16 protein-coding genes are annotated in these 18768 nt (G+C 36.6%); 2 read left to right on the plus strand and 14 right to left on the minus strand.

Annotation, left to right across the window (positions count from 1 at the left end):
• Positions 1 to 101: 101 nt before the first annotated feature.
• From rplI to QW060_RS10455, 14 genes are all read right to left on the minus strand, one after another.
• Positions 102 to 542 carry a 50S ribosomal protein L9 gene (gene rplI / locus QW060_RS10390; RefSeq protein WP_290363513.1) on the minus strand — a complete coding sequence of 147 codons (441 nt, stop codon included), beginning with the start codon at positions 540 to 542 and terminating at the stop codon, positions 102 to 104.
• A gap of 15 nt (positions 543 to 557) precedes the next feature.
• Positions 558 to 854, minus strand: coding sequence for a 30S ribosomal protein S18 (rpsR, locus tag QW060_RS10395; RefSeq protein WP_290363514.1), 297 nt, complete (start codon positions 852 to 854; stop codon positions 558 to 560).
• A 5-nt stretch (positions 855 to 859) separates the two neighbouring features.
• Positions 860 to 1201 carry a 30S ribosomal protein S6 gene (gene rpsF / locus QW060_RS10400; protein WP_290363515.1) on the minus strand — a complete coding sequence of 114 codons (342 nt, stop codon included), beginning with the start codon at positions 1199 to 1201 and terminating at the stop codon, positions 860 to 862.
• A 192-nt stretch (positions 1202 to 1393) separates the two neighbouring features.
• Positions 1394 to 3844 (minus strand): replication restart helicase PriA, encoded by a 2451-nt coding sequence (priA, locus tag QW060_RS10405; protein ID WP_290363516.1) that lies wholly within the window; start codon positions 3842 to 3844, stop codon positions 1394 to 1396.
• An 86-nt stretch (positions 3845 to 3930) separates the two neighbouring features.
• A complete protein-coding gene (locus QW060_RS10410) occupies positions 3931 to 4350 on the minus strand; it encodes a DUF2147 domain-containing protein (protein WP_290363517.1) in 420 nt (139 codons plus the stop codon).
• Positions 4351 to 4360: 10 nt separating this feature from the next.
• On the minus strand, positions 4361 to 5275 hold the full coding sequence (locus QW060_RS10415; protein WP_290363518.1) for a YihY/virulence factor BrkB family protein: 915 nt from the start codon (positions 5273 to 5275) through the stop codon (positions 4361 to 4363).
• Between the two features lies 1 nt (position 5276).
• Positions 5277 to 6137 carry a carboxylating nicotinate-nucleotide diphosphorylase gene (gene nadC, locus QW060_RS10420; protein WP_290363519.1) on the minus strand — a complete coding sequence of 287 codons (861 nt, stop codon included), beginning with the start codon at positions 6135 to 6137 and terminating at the stop codon, positions 5277 to 5279.
• Between the two features lie 86 nt (positions 6138 to 6223).
• Complete coding sequence (locus QW060_RS10425; RefSeq protein WP_290363520.1) at positions 6224 to 6799, minus strand: DJ-1/PfpI family protein; 576 nt, start codon at positions 6797 to 6799, stop codon at positions 6224 to 6226.
• Between the two features lie 225 nt (positions 6800 to 7024).
• The gene (locus tag QW060_RS10430; protein WP_290363521.1) at positions 7025 to 8980 is read right to left on the minus strand and encodes an OmpA family protein; all 1956 of its coding nucleotides are present in this window, start codon (positions 8978 to 8980) and stop codon (positions 7025 to 7027) included.
• Between the two features lie 11 nt (positions 8981 to 8991).
• The gene (locus QW060_RS10435; protein ID WP_290363522.1) at positions 8992 to 9924 is read right to left on the minus strand and encodes a PorP/SprF family type IX secretion system membrane protein; all 933 of its coding nucleotides are present in this window, start codon (positions 9922 to 9924) and stop codon (positions 8992 to 8994) included.
• Positions 9925 to 9939: 15 nt separating this feature from the next.
• Entirely contained in the window at positions 9940 to 11223 is a 1284-nt protein-coding gene (locus QW060_RS10440; RefSeq protein WP_290363523.1) for a gliding motility-associated C-terminal domain-containing protein, read from the minus strand.
• Between the two features lie 11 nt (positions 11224 to 11234).
• Entirely contained in the window at positions 11235 to 14327 is a 3093-nt protein-coding gene (locus QW060_RS10445; protein ID WP_290363524.1) for a hypothetical protein, read from the minus strand.
• Positions 14328 to 14347: 20 nt separating this feature from the next.
• Complete coding sequence (locus QW060_RS10450; protein WP_290363525.1) at positions 14348 to 15007, minus strand: hypothetical protein; 660 nt, start codon at positions 15005 to 15007, stop codon at positions 14348 to 14350.
• Between the two features lie 99 nt (positions 15008 to 15106).
• Entirely contained in the window at positions 15107 to 17065 is a 1959-nt protein-coding gene (locus QW060_RS10455; RefSeq protein ID WP_290363526.1) for a hypothetical protein, read from the minus strand.
• A gap of 784 nt (positions 17066 to 17849) precedes the next feature.
• Here QW060_RS10455 and QW060_RS10460 point away from each other — a divergent pair.
• Entirely contained in the window at positions 17850 to 18209 is a 360-nt protein-coding gene (locus tag QW060_RS10460) for a helix-turn-helix domain-containing protein (RefSeq protein ID WP_290363527.1), read from the plus strand.
• Positions 18210 to 18273: 64 nt separating this feature from the next.
• Positions 18274 to 18438: a hypothetical protein gene (locus tag QW060_RS10465; protein WP_290363528.1), complete on the plus strand. Its 165-nt coding sequence runs from the start codon at positions 18274 to 18276 to the stop codon at positions 18436 to 18438.
• The last annotated feature ends 330 nt before the right edge of the window (positions 18439 to 18768 follow it).

An 18768-nucleotide genomic window follows, 5' to 3' on the forward strand; every position in this document is an offset into this window, starting at 1 on the left:
AAATAATGTTTAAAGCGAATTTACTACATTTAGAAAAGAATAGAAAATAAAAAAGTCCTTTCAGTTGAAAGGACTTTTAATTTATTTGCTTGTTGAATTAATTACTCAGCTGCAACAACTTCGTACGGTAACTCAACATATACTTCACGGTGTAAACGAACGTTAGCAGTATATTTACCTACACGTTTGATAGTACCTGAAGTGATGAATTTTTTATCAATAGCTTGTCCGTTTGCTTCTAATGCAGCAGCAATATCGGCATTGGTAACAGAACCAAATAATTTTTCTCCACCTGCTTTTACAGCGATTTTGATATCTAAAGCTTTTAATGCTTCAGCAGTTACATTTGCATCAGCGATTAATTTAGCTTCTTTATGAGCTCTTTGTCTCAAGTTTTCAGCTAAAACTTTTTTAGCAGAAGGTGTTGCTAAAACAGCAATCCCCTGAGGAATTAAAAAGTTACGTCCGTATCCTGGTTTTACAGTAACGACATCATCTTTAAATCCTAATTTTTGTACGTCTTGTTTTAAAATAAGTTCCATAGTTTCTGCTCCTTTTTATTTTAATAAATCAGCCACATATGGCATTAACGCTAAATGACGAGCTCTTTTAACAGCTACAGAAACTTTTCTTTGGAATTTCAAAGAAGTTCCTGTTAAACGGCGAGGTAAAATTTTACCTTGCTCATTTACGAATTTTAATAAGAAGTCCGGATCTTTATAATCGATGTATTTGATTCCGGATTTTTTGAAACGACAATATTTTTTAGTCTTGTTAGTTTCTATGTTTAAAGGCGTTAGATATCTGATATCTCCGTCTTTTTTTCCTTTTGCAGATTGCTCAATATTTGCCATGACAATTAAGCTTTTTTAGTTTTTAATTTCTCTCTTCTTCTTTCTGCCCAAGATACAGCATGTTTGTCTAAAGATACTGTCAAGAAACGCATAACTCTTTCGTCACGACGGAATTCTGTCTCAAGACCAATAATAACATCTCCAGGTACTGTGTACTCAAATAAGTGATAAAAACCACTTTTTTTGTTTTGAATTTCGTAAGCTAATTTTTTTAAGCCCCAATCTTCTTTCGATATCATTTGAGCCCCTCTAGAAGTAAGAAATTCCTCGAATTTCACTACTGTTTCCTTTATCTGAGTTTCAGATAAAACGGGATTCAAGATGAAAACAGTTTCATAATGATTCATACTAAATAAATTTTTATTGTTATAAAATTGGGTGCAAAAATAAGACTTTATATTATATATACAAAATTTTGAACTCTCTTTTTTAATATTACTAAATATGGATGTTTCCTAATTTTGTCATCTATCTTTCATCTTGGGTGAATCCAAAAAGATATTTTTCAGATTATATTAAAACGATATAATAAAAACAACTTAATAATAATCCACATTAATGGTAACCTTTATTGCACGGTAGATCGCAATGGCTTCAAAACTTTTTAACATTTTTTGCAGCTGTTTCTTTGTGGCTGCTAAAGGGATGTTAATCGGTATTTTAATCAAAATCGTACGTATGTACTGATTCCTGATTCTGCTGATTGCTGGCTCCTCAGGCCCTAAAACCGGGACATTGAGCTCTTTTATCAACACATCATACAGCCAGAAAGATCCTTCTTTTAATTTCTGATAATCAACATGCTTAAGTTGCAGTCTTATAATCCTGTAGAAAGGCGGATATTTAAAATTAAGCCTGTCATACATTTGCTCTTTAAACATGGACTGATAGTCATTTGCAGTTACCTGTTGTATGGTGTTATGATACGGATTATAGGTCTGTATGACTACTTTTCCTTTGGTATCCTTTCTGCCGGCACGGCCCGCAACCTGTACCATCATCTGAAATGCTTTTTCATGAGCCCTGAAATCAGGATGGTACAAAGCATTGTCAGCATTTAAAATACCTACCAGTGTGACTTTGTCAAAATGCAGTCCTTTAGCAAGCATCTGAGTTCCGACTAAAATATCTATTTCCTGATTTTTTAAGGCATCAAGTATTTTTTCAAAAGCAAATTTCCCCCGCATGGTATCCTGATCCATACGCGCAATATTTTTATCCGGAAATAAAGTTCTTAACTCTATCTCTATCTGCTCTGTTCCAAAACCTTTTGTAGTAATATCAATACTATGACATGCATGACAATGCGTTGGCTTAGCAATAGTATAACCACAATAGTGACATTTGAGCTGATCTTTAAATTTATAATACGTCAGACTTACATCACAAGAAGGACATTGTGGTACATTACCACAGGTAAGGCATTCTAATACCGGTGAAAAACCACGGCGGTTCTGAAACAATATTACCTGCTCTCCATTAGCTAATACTTCATTCATTTCATCAAGTAGTATATTGCTAAAATGTCCGTTAATCTCTTTGCGCTTGTACTTTTCTTTTAGATCGACTAAAAGAATTTCCGGTAATACTACATTTCCATATCTCTTGGTCAGCTTTATTAAACCATACTTATTCTGATAGGCATTATAATAACTCTCCAGACTTGGTGTTGCTGAACCCAACAAGACTTTAGCTCCATGAATTTTAGCCAGTACAATGGCTGCATCCCGCGCATGATACCTCGGAGCCGGATCCTGTTGCTTATAGGTAGCTTCATGTTCCTCGTCTATCACTATAAATTTCAGATCTGAAAAGGGAAGAAAAACTGCTGACCTTGCCCCGATAATCACTTTGGCTTTAGGCGATTGCTGTAATACCTGTTGCCATACCTCTACCCTTTCATTTTGTGAATATTTTGAATGATATACCGCAACCTGATTTCCAAAGTAAGCAACCAGTCTTTGTACCAATTGAGTGGTAAGTGCTATTTCCGGAAGCAAATATAAAACCTGCTGTTCTTTTTTTATATATTCTTCTATAAGCCTTATATATATCTCCGTTTTTCCTGATGCAGTAACACCTTGCAAAAGAGACACATCAAATGATGAAAAGGACTCTTTAATGGCGTTAAAAGATTCTTGCTGTGCTTCATTTAAGTGAATGTCTTTAACAACCGCATCTTCAAACCGCACTCTATCTTCTGCCAGCGTATAGCTTTCAAAGATATTTTTATCTGTCAGGCTCTTTAGAACAGCGGATGACACTTGTGCTTTTTCTAAAAGTTTTTTTAGTGAAACCGGTTTATTTTCCAAGGCCTTTAACTGAAAATAACTCAATACCAGCATCCGCTGCTTTTCAGAGCGGGACAACATTTCCATAATGTATTTCAGTTTTTCTGGAGCGTCATATTTTGACTGCAGTCGTATGTATTTTGTCAGTTTAGGTTTATAGCTTTCTTTGATTTCTTCATTTAAGGAGATGATCTGTTTGTCCAGCAATTTTTGAATAACAGGAAAAACGGTTTTTTTATTTAGAATCCCGACAATCTCATCTATTTTTAAAACGGCTTGTTTCTGAAATGCTTCATAGAGTAAATATTCTTCATCCGAAAGACTTTCAATGCGGATTGTAGCATTCTGATTATACACGATAAGTGTTTCACTTTCCAAAAGAAGGATGGAAGGAAAAGCTGCGCGGTATACTTCTCCGAGATGACACATATAATAATCGGCAATCCACTGCCAGTGTTCTATCTGGCTTAAAGTTACAATCGGAGTTATATCAATAATTTCATGTATTTCCTTTGCGCGGTATAAAGCTGGAGCTTCATGATGTTTTTTGACTGTAAGCGCCGTATAGATTTTATTTTTACCAAAGGGTACGGCTACCCGAAAACCGACCTGAATGAATTGAAATTCCGCTTCCGATACTTCATAAGTAAAAGTATTGGAAACTGCCAGCGGAACAATTACATCAATAAAAAACTTCATATAACAAAGATACTGTTTAATCATAAAAAAACATCTCAAAATAAATGAGATGTTATTCTATAAATTGGTATAGGATCAGGAATGAATTACATTCTCACCCACGTTTGTGTTCTGCCTAAAGCCTGAATTCCTAAATATCCGCGTACATCTAATTTAGAAGAGCCGTTGAGCTTGATTACACATTTATATTCTTTACCTGAAACCGGGTCCAGAATTTTACCTGATGACCATTCATTACCATCTTTTTTTAGACCTTTAATAATTGTAAGTCCTTTTATCGGCTTTCCTTTGTCAGAACCAGGACATTTCTCACATTTGGCATCTTTTTTATCAGAAAGGATTTCAATGATTTTTCCATAAATTTTACCATCTTTTTCAGTAATTTCTACTATCGATTTTGGTTTTCCCGTTTCATCATCAATAGTTTTCCATTTTCCTGTAACACTTTGTGCTGAAGCTGTAAGCGTTGCACAAAAGACTAATAATAAAACTGCAATTTTTTTCATACAACTTAATTTATTTATCACTAATATACGTTTTTTTTCTTTTTAATTGATAAATGGTTGCATTTAATTCAAAACCTAACAACAGAATCATGCAATTAATCCATATATAGATCATGATAACAAGTAATGTACCAATTGAGCCATATAGCTCATTATATTTGGCAAATCTTACAACATAAATACCGAATCCATAAGAGGTTAGTGCTATCAGTAAAGTCGTAAAAACAGACCCATACGAGATAAAAGCCATTTTTTTGGTTTCTTTGGCTCCGAATTTGAAAAGAATAGAAACAATAACCAATATCATGATTACCATAAAAATATTTCGTCCGATGATGGCTAATAAAGGATAATCAGAAACATGCATAAAAATTTCTACCGATAAAAAGACAGCCACAGCCAACAATAATAAAATAGATAGCAATACAGACAAAACAAGTGCTACAAAATACTGCCTGAAAAAATTGCGTGAAATAGTAATATGATACGAAGAGGTAAAACCTCCAATAATAGCATTAACGCCGTTGGACATCAAAATCATAGACATGATAACCCCGGTAGAAAGTAAACTCTTATAACTGTTGTTCATGATATCAAGCAGTATAAGTTCAATAGCTCCATATGTATTAGGAGGTACACTTTCTTCAACAAACGTCAAAAAATCCTGCTGAAAGTTTTCAAGAGGTATATACGGAATGAGATTCAGAATAAACAAGGCAAAGGGAAAAAGAGCCATAAAAAAACTAAACGCAATGGATCCTGCTCTGTATGAAAATGCCCCTTCAACTATGCCATAGATATAGAGTTCTAACAAATCATACAGACTCAATCCTTCCAAACCCGGTAGTTTTATGGTTTTAGAAAAAGCAACCAATTTGTTTATTATTGGAATTTTTGCTAATTTATTTTCTTTGCTTTCAGACAAATTATATAACGGCTTTTAAACTTAAATCTAAATTGTATACAGAATGCGTCAATGCTCCTGATGAAATGAAATCTACACCACATTGTGCATATTGAGCAATTGTTTTCTCGTTAATATTTCCGGATGATTCGGCTAAACACTTACCATTAATGAGCTGTACAGCTTTTTTGGTGTCTTCATAATTAAAATTATCTATTAAAATCTGATAGACTCCGTCATTGCTGAGAATTTCTTCAATTTCTTTTAAATTTCTTGCTTCAACTACAATTTTTAAATCTTTATTTTTCTCTTTTAGATATTGCTTGGTCTTATTAATTGCCTGTGTAATACCGCCTGCAAAATCAATATGATTATCTTTCAACATGATCATATCATACAATGCAAAACGATGGTTTTCTCCCCCTCCGATTTTTACAGCCCATTTTTCAATAGCTCTGATTCCCGGAGTTGTTTTACGCGTATCTAATATTTTAGCTTTGGTACCTTCCAACAACTTTGTGTAATAATGGGTTTTTGTAGCAATGGCACTCATTCGCTGCATAGCATTCAGCACTACCCGTTCTGCTTTTAGTATAGATTGCGACTTACCTTCTACATAAAAGACCACATCTCCGTATTGTATCGGCTCACCGTCTTTCATTAAAACTTCTATTGTCAGTTCCGGATCAACATATTGAAAAACCATTTTAGCAAAATCTACTCCTGCCAAAATCCCTTCATCCTTTACCAATAATTTTGCTTTTCCTATAGCATCAGCAGGAATACAAGCCAATGAGCTATGATCTCCTTCCCCTACATCTTCCCGTATGGCATTTTTTATTATTAATTCCAGTTCTGTATCGAATTGTTCTTTTGAAATCATTTTTAGAAATTTAAGGCTAAAATACGATTATGTTGTAAATAAAAAAAACCTCAATCCATCAGATAGAGGTTGTATTCCATGATTTTTTATGAAATGATTATTCCTAACAATTTATAGAATTCTCTGAGAATGGCAGGATGACCCGGCCATGCCGGAGATGTTGTAAGATTTCCATCTGTGAAGGCTTCATCTGCATTGATTTCTTTATATGTACCACCAGCAAGTTTAATTTCCGGTGCCACAGCCGGATAAGCTGTCAATGTTCTTCCCTGAACGACTTCAGCTGCTGTAAGAATCTGAATACCATGACAAATAGCTGCTACAGGTTTATTGGTTTCAAAAAAATGCCGGGTAAATTCCAATACTTTATTGTTCAGGCGAATGTATTCAGGAGCCCTTCCTCCGCAGACATATAAACCAGCATAATCTTCCGGATTTACTTCATCAAAAGTTTTGTTTATTTGAAAGTTATGTCCTCTGAGTTCTGCATAGGTCTGATAACCTACAAAATCATGAATGGCAGTTGCAATTATTTCTCCTTTCTTTTTCCCCGGACATACAGCATCTACTTCCAAACCAATTGATAACATTGCCTGAAAAGGAACCATCACTTCATAATCTTCCACAAAATCACCTACAAGCATTAAAATTCTTTTGTTCATTTTTTTATTTTTTAGACTTCTAAAATTACTTCTTTAAATGCATAAAAAAAATAAAGAGATGGACTTTTTTAATCCATCTCTTTTTATTAAAGTGTTACTTTTTCCGTTTTGCATCCTTTTTTAGCTTTTCAATACTTTTGAGCAATTTTGTTTTCAAATCCTTTGGCAAATTTTTGTCTGAAAGTATTTTTTTAAAAGGATGTGAGCCACTCATAAAAAGTGAAATTATAGCTCAACAACAATAAATTCACTTCTTCTGTTTTCTTCATGCTCAGCATCTGTACATTTGGCACCGTTTACACAGGAATTGATCAGTTGCGTTTCTCCATATCCTTTGTAGGTAATACGGTTTCTGCTGATGCCCTGAGATACAATCCAGTTTGCTGTAGACTGTGCTCTGCGTTGTGAGAGTTGCATGTTGTAACTGTCAGAACCTCTGCTGTCGGTATGCGAACGTACATCAATCTTCATCTGAGGATATTCTTTCATTACTTCCACAATCTTGGCAAGTTCTATGGCTGCATCCGAACGGATATCGTGTTTATTCAAATCAAAATAAATCGGGTTTAATTTGAAGATTTTAAATAAATCATCTCCTTTTTCTACCTTTACTTTCTCTTTTGACAAGGCAATGGTGTGTACCGTCTCAGATGAAGTTTGTGGTAATACCACCAAATCTTCTTTGGTGACATACCCTTTAGCTGCCGCTTTTATACGATATGACATGCCGCATTCAAATTCATGTGTGAAGGTGTACACTCCGTTTTGAGATGCTTTACCGCTGCCATATTCCTTATATGTACTGCTGTATAAGTCCACAAGAGCCGTTGTGATCACTTCTTGTGTAGCTGCATCCATCACCCGTACTCTGAGTTGCTGGGTACAGTCCAATTCCAGTGCCCGTGTCTGTGTAAAGCCATAGATATCATCACTGCCCTTACCTCCGGGACGGTTGCTGCTGAAAAAACCTTTCTGACTCTTCTGCTCTATCATATAAGCAAAATCATCGTACGCACTGTTGACCGGGGTTCCTACATTCATCACTTCTCCAAATGCTCCGCCGTCTTTGATTTTTACTCCAAACACATCCAGTCCTCCAAGTCCGGGACGACCATCACTGCTGAAGTACAGTTCATCGTTCGCTGTTACAAAAGGAAAGTTCTCTCTGCCTTCGGTATTGATATGAGGACCTAAGTTTTCAGGAGTACCCCATCCGTTCCCTGTACCTATTCTTACTTTCCAGATATCAGACCCTCCGAAGCCTCCGGGACGATCAGATGCAAAATACATCATGTCTTCTTTATCGTTAAGCACCGGATGTGCCGTGTTGAACGCATCACTGTTAAAAGGCAGTTCTTCTACATCACCCCATTTACCATCTCTAAACGTGGCTTTATAGATTTTCAGTAAGGTGGTTTTATGCTCATCATATCCGCGTTTACCATTGTAGTTGTTACGGGTAAAATACATCGTTTTCCCGTCTTTGGTAACCACAGGTGTCGCTTCATTGAACTTGCTGCAGATGCCTTTGTCAAAACGAGTGGCATCCGTCACAGATCCGTCAGTATCAACCTCTGCTTTGTAAATACTTGTAAATGCCTTATCCGTCCAACTGTGTACTTTTTTAGACAAACTTCCCGTATCTCTTGCCGTGGTAAAAAGCAGTTTTCCATTGTGAATACTGCTACCATAATCGGAATAAGGACTGTTGATGGAAAGGTTTTCAATCGTATAGCGGCCGGAGTTTTTCTCAATGCCCTTTTTGTAGTCCCGCTCTTTTTGAATCAAAGCGGCAGACGCTGATTCACTTCCCGCCTTTTGCACAAACTGCTCCAGATACTGCTCTGCTGATGCATCCGCTCCCGTACTCTTTAAACTCTGCGCATAACGGTAATAGTAAGCGCTCTGAGTAACCTGATCCGGATACTGAGAAAACAGTTCGCCATACCAGCGGGCTGCTTCGTTATAGTTACCATTGAAATAGTTCGCATCTCCCAGTTCACTATAGATTTGAGCACTGCTGTGACCGCGTTTGACTACTTTTTCATAGATTTTGATCGCATCAATATACGCATACTGATCAAAGTCCTTCGCTGCTCTCTTTACTCCGGGCTGAGCCAGAACAACCGGACTCAGAAGACCAAAGAGACAAAGCGATAACGTTTTATAGATATTTTTCATAGAAGATCGCTTTAGAAGAATCGAGGTGATACGATTCGTTTGTATTTGTTAAACAGTTCAAAACGCAGAAAAATCTCATGGGAACCTGAATTGTAATTGGCCAGTTTGGTGGTTTCTCCATCATAGGAATACCCCACCATAAGACCATCGGTAACCTGAAAACCTATGAGGCCACTAAAGGCAGCATCCCAACGGTAGGCGGCTCCAAGGGTCAGCTTGTCCTGAATCAGGAAATTCGCAGTAAGGTCTACCTGTACAGGAGCTCCTTCAACTGCTTTTACCAGAAAGGCTGGTTTGAATTTCAAGCTCGGATTAAGGTCAAATACATAACCTCCCATCAGATAATAGTGCATTTTGGTACGCATGGTAGATTGCACATTGTCATTATAGCGTTTGGTTTCCAAAAAGTTCGGTACCGAGAATCCCAGATAACTTTTATCATTGTGGTAATAGATACCCGCTCCGATGTTGGGAGTGAATTCATTGGCGATGTCTTCTGAAAACTGCGGATCGGTAGGATTGTGAAGGTTCAGTTTGCTGTAGCTTACATCCAGCAGATTGGCTGATCCTTTGATACCGAAAGACAATTTGTTGTTGTTGCGACCGGCCAAATCAAGGGTGTAAGACAAATCTACTGCAAGAGTGTTTTCACTCATCACTCCGATTTTATCGTTGATAAAAGAGACTCCAAGTCCCAGTTTGGAGTTCTGTAAAGGGGTGTTTACAGAAAATGCATTGGTGGTAGGAGCTCCGTCAAGGCCTACCCATTGGCTGCGGTGCAGACCAAACATGCTCAAAGAACCACGGCTGCCGGCATAGGCAGGGTTGATGTTGGTGGTATTGTACATATAATGGGTAAACTGTGGGTCTTGTTGCGCGAATCCGCTCAGGGAAAGCAAGCCTAACAAGAGCCAAAGATGTAGGTTGATTGTTACTTTTTTCATGATGTTCTTGTCAGGTTAGTCGTTTTCTAAATGAAGGAAGCCGCTTTTCTTGATCATACGGGGAGTTTCTGCATCGGTATATTCGTATTCCAAAATGTAGTAATACGTTCCCGTTGGCAGTTTTTCTCCGTCTTTGAAGTTGGCACTGTTTTCTGAATACCCTCTGAACACGTTTCCGTTGGAATCGTAGTTAGTGGTCTTAAAGATCTCACGACCCCAGCGGTTATATATACGAACACTGTTGTTCGGATAACGCTGGATGTTGTCGATAATGAAATAATCATTGGAACCATCCCCGTTTGGCGTTACACCGTTGTAGATAACGATTTCGGTAGGTGTATCCATATCCGGGGTAAGCTTAGCCAATGTGAAGATACCAAAGCCATTCACTACTGCAGGAGTAGTTACCGTCTTGTCTGCTCTGTTAATGATTCCTCCTTCATTTACCCATAGGTTTTGAGAAGCATCCCAGCGTACAATACGCAGATCTTTGGCTTCATTGGCAAGTAATGCTGAAGGGGTGGTACGCTCATCCCATGACAGGGTAAGCAATACTGATCCCTGAGTATTTTCTTTCTGCTCTACTGCCCAATATTCCTGAGTATCGATGAGTTCAATACCCGGCGCTTTATTAGTATGCGGATATAAAGGATTAGAGTTTTTTAGAAAATATTCTCCTGTATAGTGATCGGCTTCTGCTGCAGGAGCCGATATTTGAGCATAACGATAATAGCCACCGTTTCCGATTGGATAACGGAAATTATCGTTTCCTTGCTTACTTACTTCTCCGTCTACATGGCTTTTATCGGAAGTATTGATATGAGTGGCTCCTTTAAGGAAAATAAAGGCACCTCCCTGTTCTTTGTTCATCAATACTACTCCGTTAAGAAGGTTAACCTTACCCTGAGAAGAGATGTCATTGGTAAGATCAAAGGAATACGCACCTCCAGCTTTATTGAACAACACATCGTAAAACATACTCGGAGAATCTCCGCTGATGCTTTGAATGGTTTTGTTGCTGCCTTCAAAAACGACATAACCCGTACGCTGATTGGTAGTAAAACTAAACAGCCCTTCGTTGTTATAGTCTCCATAGAAATAAAACTCTCCGTCGTTGATTACATTACCTGTACCTTTGTTGGAAAAGTCAAAATAGGTAGCAATAACGGTATTTGGTTTTATATAGAGTCCTCCTTTATTTACGGTAATATTTTCTTGTGCCGACAGTGAATACGTCACCATACAGCACATGGAAACATAAAGAAGGTCTTTTCGAATATTTATATTTTTTCTTTTCATGTTTCTGGCTATTAATTATGAATCATTCGGCTTCTAATCATAGGATTTACAATAGTCTTAGATTCACAAGCTTCAACTTTTACATTAAAATATTGCGTTTCACCAAACAGACATCCGCTACGTGTTGACTGAATTTTCAGATAGAGAGCATTTCCATAGTTGGAATAAGTTTGTGTCAAGGCATATCTGATAATTCCATTCTGATCAGAAATAACTGTTAAGGTTGAACCCGGTATGTCTACATAGCTATCGACTCCACCTGTTGTCACTTTGTGTGCAAATGAAACTATATAGCCAGTACAATTATCTAATTTTTCGATAGCCAGTGGTTGTGATAAACAAAGATCCACTCTACCACCTGTACTTATGATATTATCAAACTCCAAATTTGGTATTACCGCTACATCATAGATATAGGTATACTCTCCAAGCAATTGTACAGCAGCCAGTTTTGTATGACTAATTTCTACACGATCAAATGGTACATCGATTGCTGATACAATAATCGCTTTTCTTGAAGGATTGCTTCCCAAAAGACCTAAGACATTTAAGTCAACCAGACCAAAATCCTGATTGGTTAACAGATCTCCCACAGGAGCATTTCCCATGTAACGCTGAATTTTAAAATCAGCCAGTAAATTAAGATTCAATATTCCAATGTTTTCACTGCCAATGATGATACGAACCTCATCGCCCGGTCTTGCAACCTGTTTGAATTTTGCTGTAAGCGTTTGTTTATTTAATACGGAGACCGCTGTATTAAACACCGCATAGGTATCCAGATTATTGTCCACTGCCTGATAAGGATATAAGACCGATGATAATGAAGTAGCCACTCCCAGTCCAGGGTCCTGAACGCCCCATAATACATCCTGAGCCGTACTGTTTAGGGTTAAGGTGGCTTGAGTATTTCCTGGAATAACTGCTCCATTTACTACAACATTCGGATCAATTGTACAGTTTCCGGTATTGTCCTGAACCGGAACATTTCTATTGATGTAGGCTCCATAAACATTCATATTATTAGCGAGACCTAAAACACTTCCCAATAATACTCTTACCCCCTGATAGGCAGGTTGCGAACCATTAGCAGCAGTAGGTGTGAAAGTATATTCAAACACATTATCTCCTACCAATAAATGTAGCAAAGCAGCATCGCCAACTGATTGTAAATTACCTATGGGATTTCCACTGGCATCCAAACCAACCACTGTAATACCACCTATTACCTGAGCGAGACTGAAAGTTTGTCCTATTTTTATCGTAACCGGTGTACCTGCTGTTACTGGTGCTGCAAATTTCAAATCCTGATAAGTAGTACCGATACCGACTAAAGATACTATATTGGATATCGTAGCAAAGGTTGACAGATCGCCGTCACCTGCTTTTGCCCGATCGCTTATAGCACCAAGAGGAATTCCTAATAAGGAAACAGTCCCCCAATCTGTTGTATTGGTGGCATGGTATTTTTCATATCTGAAACCACAGGTTGCCTGATCATATACATATACCGTCAGCCTTTTCACTACTTCACAGGTTCCTGCATTATTAATCGCTCTTACGGTATAATAATACGTTCCAAGCTGCGGGAATGTAACCGGACCGGTTACCTGAACCCCATTAATATCATAAATTCTGATGTTAGAAGCAGTAACATTAGGCAAATCTGTGGTATACTGCGGAAATGTAAAACTTGCTCCCTGAGCTACGGTATGATTGGCTCTTCCTGTGATGGTATATTGGCTTGTCTGTGTAGCGGTAATATATACATACTGATTGGCACAATATCCTGTTGCAGTAACTCCTTTTACTAAATAAGAACCTGGTTTTACTGCGGTCGGAGTTGTAACCTCTGCCCCTTGATACGTATAGTACTTATAGGTATTTGACGCTGAATAGCCCGGTATGATTGTATTTAAATTAAATGTTCCGTTTACTGTACAAACTGTCTGATTTAAATCTGGTTGAGAATTTACTATAGCAACATCATAAATATCTACTGTTTTAGCTATACCTACATTGGCTAAACCTTTAACAGTAATTTTCACTTCATCATATGATCCGGTTGGTTTGTACCGTACCAGTATTTTCTGTCCCTGATTGACCAATCCCAGCAAATCTGCTCCTAAAAAGGCACTGTTTACCTGTTGCGATGACACTAAAGTTCCGTTGTTGTAAGCTTCAATAAAAACACCTTCAGCAACACCAACGCTTAATAGAGCCGGGTTTGCCATCTGCAACATCACCTGAATATCTTTGGTGTTAGCAGTTGTTGTTGGTAAAATAAAAGATTGCGAAATACTACCTGCTACAGACAAAACCCCCATGCTGATATTTGAGGCGGTTGTAGTACTGTCATCAATAGCATTCTGAGCATTTGTAACACCTGTAGTTCCCAGACCGGCAACGCCTAATGTCAATAAGTTGCTACTTACATCATAATAGGTCATCATATCGACACAATTAGTACTACCCGTAAAATAGAAACCATTGTACACATTAGTACTATTGCTTACCCCTAAAAGTACCGCATTGGTTACATCTTTTAGTACTACTCTGTTATAAGCAGAAGGGGATTTGATACGCATATAATAATGTCCTGCTTTATCCTGTACAATACGCATTCTGTCTAATGTATTGCTATAGGTAGTATTGGTCAAAGCAGTCAACAAAGGTGTTGTAGTACTTACACTGGTGTTGTATACGTCTACCTGCATATAGTGATTTCCTAATACTAATCCTCCAACAACGGTTGAGAGTAATTGTCCTAATCCACCACCTAATAAACCACCAAGCAAATTATTCCCTGTGGTAGTTAGCCTGAGATAGTACTCATCAGCTGCAGGAATGGGTGTCGTATAATTAAGTGTCAGATCTCCTGTGTAACTACCAATACCTACAGCAACTCCTCCATAGGAGTTTAATTTGGCAAATGTTTCATTTCCATTGAGTGCTTCGTTTGGAGTATCTACGTGCGTATTACTGCCCGTAGTATTGGTTGCATACACTTTTGTCTGTGCATGAGCTGTATACGTTCCCACTCCTAACAAAAAGACTCCAATCGGAATTGCCTTGCTAAAAAAATTAAATATATTCTTTTTCATTGTTATCAGTTTTAGGTTAATTATTTAACAACGAAAACAATGTTTACAAAAGAATATGGTGTTCCGGTTCCGATGATGTCATAGGTTAATATTCCATTTGCGTCAATGCTCAGATTTGCCAAAGCAGTTGTATCATAATCTGTCACATAATAATATAAATCAGTGGCTAAAGGTAGATTCGGAATAGTATCCGGTGCGTTGGTACTTTTTACAAATGTTGGTCTCACAGCAGTACCTACAGCCCCACCTGTAACAGGATTTGCTATAAATACTTTGTTTGTAAATTGCGCCTTATATTCTGCATAAAGATTTCTTTTTTGTGCTGTGGCAACAGTTGTTGTATTGAAAACAATAGATGGCATATAAAAGAATTTTACTGAACCATAGTTTTCATTCACAAGTTTTGCCCAACTCACTCCGTTATTATGATATAATCCGGGAGTGATGCCGGTTCCCGTTGCCGTATTATAGACAACCATACCAGAAACATGCTCTGCAAGCGGAGCCGGACTCGTCAAAGAGGTTAATGCCACTCTTGGTAGCAACATTCCCTTATTGTCAGACTGTATTTCTAACATTGCATCTTTGTTTGGGGTACCATCAGTACCTCCGATTTTTACTTGTGCAAAAGACATTGCACTAAATAACATTACTGATAAATAGATAATTTTTTTGTTCATAGTTTTTATTTTTTAAAAAGAAAAAACCGCCTAAACACAGTGCAACAATTAAATTCTTAATCACTTTAGTATAGGCAGTTTATGGTTATTTGTTGTTAATTAATTCACCGCTGAAAATTCTACAAGCACCTTAATATTGAGATTGGCAGCGCTTAAAACATTGTACATGTTTCCGGTTCCGATTTTGAATGTCAAACTCGTTCCTGCAACTGCCACATCTGTTGTTGAAGTATTGATGATAGAATTTGTGGCTGCATTTAAGATCTTGATACTGATTACATCACCAAGCGTAGTACCGGTCGGCGGTGTTATAGTAATTGCACTTACATTAGCCGTACCTCCTGTAACTGTCGCGGCATATATTCCTTTATACACTTTACCTCCGTCAATCCAGGTATCTCCCGTGTTTACAACAGTAGTTTCGCTGTAGGTATCTCCTAATACATTTTTCACTTCCTGTAACTGAGTTGTAGAAGCATTAACTATTGCATTCACTACTACACCAGAAATATCAATAGGCGTTTTTACTTGTGTAGCCGGATCAATCGTATAAAAAACATTTTCAGTAGCAGCATTGGCATCATGATCACCGTAATACACATTTCCGCCTGCATTTAAAATGTTTGAAATGACATTCTGAATGTTTTCATTATTTGTTATAGATTCCAAAATATCAGCTGTTACATTGATATAGTTGGTAACGTTTTCAGCATTATATCGGTAAACTACATCAGCATCTACAGTTGGTTCTGCTATCACCTGAGCATAGGTACCCGCTGTACCTTTTCTTTCCATAGTAGTTTTGGTTTCAGAAGCAGTTACTAAATCACTTATCGTGATGGTTTGGTATTGCGTTCCATCCCAATATTGAAAAACCCAGTTTGGTGTAGCTGCATCACCGATATTGGTGTAGATCACATTACCTTCTGATAAAGTAGCGATATATTGCAGGTATTGTTCAACCGTAGTAAATGTACGCGTGCCCTCTGTAATGTTAATTACAGTATCTAAAATTTCCTGGATGTTGAAAGCTACATCTGCTACTACATCAATAAGAATAGTTCCGGCAGGTGCTGTTGTCCATGTAGAAACATCTGTAGAGCCTCCGCCCTGAATATAGGCCTCAGACAAATAATAATGTTGATTCTGAAATCTTACGATACTGGTTTTGGATTCTGCTGCTGCCACTATATCATTTAATGAGATGGTTTGATACTGTGTTCCGTTCCAATATTGAAAAACCCAGTTTGGATTAGTGGAATCTCCCAGATTGGTATAGATTACATTTCCTTCAGCTTCAGAAGCTATTTGTTGAATTATTTCCTGAATAGTGGTAGAATTACCCTCATAAGTCGTTGACAAGCTAAGGATTTGCTCAAAGTTGTTAACGATGTCTGCTGTTACTTCAATTCCCAGCCCATCTGCATTTGGTATATTATTTATTGTATTGGCACTGTTTGCTGCTAACCAGTCGGCAATTGCTTCTTCATTAAAATAATGATACGTAACGACACCAGTAGCAGCATCTTCAACTTTTCTTACAAATGTTTTTGTTTCTGCGGCAGCTACTAAACCACTCAAATCTATCGGTGTAGAAGTATACGCTCCGTTTTCATAGGTAACAAAAGAAAACTCCTGCGTAGTGGGGTTGTAAACTACTGACGTATGCACAGGACCTCCTGTCGTAGGGGCTTCCGGATTAGTTGGCACTATGTAGTTAACCAGATTTCTCAGGTTAGCCATATCTCCAACAAGATCTGTCAATTGCGATTGATTTACAACACGTTCCCATTTAGCAGCCTGCCAGAAATAAAATCCCGGAGTTACATCTGCTACCGATTGAGTATTATATACCAATAAACTCTCTACGGGATCTCCGACTAAAGGACCAAATTCTGTTGTAGAACGTAAAGCAATACGTGGAATTAAAACCCCTTTATCTGCTGAAACTACATCCAATTGTGATGAAGATGACGGCTCAGAAGTACCTATCCCAACCTGTGCATTAGAAAAATAAGTAGCTCCCAACAATGCTGCAATAATTGTAATTTTTTTCATAAAATATAATTTAAAATATCATAAATGCTACTTATATGTCATGTGAATTAAATCACAGCACTTATAACATTGAATTACTTATGAATGGCTATCAATAAATAAAAAAGAAAATTTAGATTACAAACCTATGTTTAGAGATAAAAAATGATAAAAAGTCTTTTTTATAATGTAAAAAGTTTTTCTACAATTGATAATTCTAAATAATAAAAGTCATAAGCATAACAAGTAACAAATAAGATTAAAGGTTACAATGGTTAATAAATTTGAATCTTTTGTGCAATACATACATGGAATGTATCTGCTCTCATCATAAGAAAAACAGAGCTAATCCACATCTGTGTGTTTGGTTTTATAGCATCCTGTTGATACTGTAGAAAGCAAGGTATCTCAGATCCCTACTTGTGCATTATAAAAATAAGTGCTAACTGATAATGCTGTGATAATTGTAATTTTTTTCATAAATTGTATTATTTTAAAGGTTATAGTAATAATACTCTTTGGCATAATATATGCACATTATATTGAGAGCAATAGGATTTAATAGAAATATTCGGTTTATATTTGAACTTTTTATTTTTTTTTATGAATAAAAAAAGATTAAATCAAAAAATAAGCTAATTACATTTTGTAATACAAACATATTAACAGAACATTTACATTATATCGATTAATACAAATTTAAGGTTAAAAAAAAGGCAACATAAGAACAATTAGTTCCATTTAATGAACTTATTATTCTTTTTATGAACCGAAACAGACATATTACATTAAAAAGTTCTTTTTTATGATTAAAAACCCCGAAACAAAAGTTAAAAACATTCGAGAGTTAAAAAACTTAACTCAAGATTATATGGCCAGTCAATTAAAGCTGTCTGTAAGAGCATATTCAAAAATCGAATCAGGAGAAACACAATTAACCATTAGCAGATTGAATGAGATAAGTGAAATTCTAAATGTAAGTCCCATAGAAATCCTTGGGTTCAATGAAAAAAATATTTTCAACATACAGAACTCAACGGGCAACAACGGGTATAACCTCGTTAACTATTCTGATAAAATGATCAGTCAGTATGAGGAAACCATTGCTTTTCTAAAAGAGCAAAACAGGGTTTTGATGAGTATTATTGAAAAGATGAAAAACTAACTCGAAACAAGTTTGTCTTTAAAATAATTCAAAAAACATCATAGATGTATTAAAAAACTTTATTATGAACCAACAATTGAGAAGAGCAAAAAAATATGTTTATAAACATCATTCTCAAAAAGTAGTACAGCAAAATAAGAATGTCCGAATCGTATCTGCAACTGCAATACATTTGGACATTTTTTATTTAAAACACTTTTATAGCAAAAAAAGAACAAATTATTCATAATTTACTCAAAAAATTCACATTTAAACAAAAAAGGTTACTCTGACTCCTTTTATGCACAAATTATTCTGCTGACAATAAAATTTAATGTCATGTAATTATGACACTAATATGTTAATTTTTTGATGTTTGTTTAAATAATATCCTTTAACCCAAAACTTACATAAAAGGAGAACTTATCAATTGTTGCAATTAAATGATACCATCCATACAAAATAAAAGACTTAAAGAAGATTGATTTTGATCTACTCACAGAATAAGCTGCCCCGTGCATCAGAAAAAAAGTATATTTTTGTAGGCAATTTAGATAAGCATAAGACCGCATAACATAAA

The organism is Paenimyroides ceti (assembly GCF_030409925.1).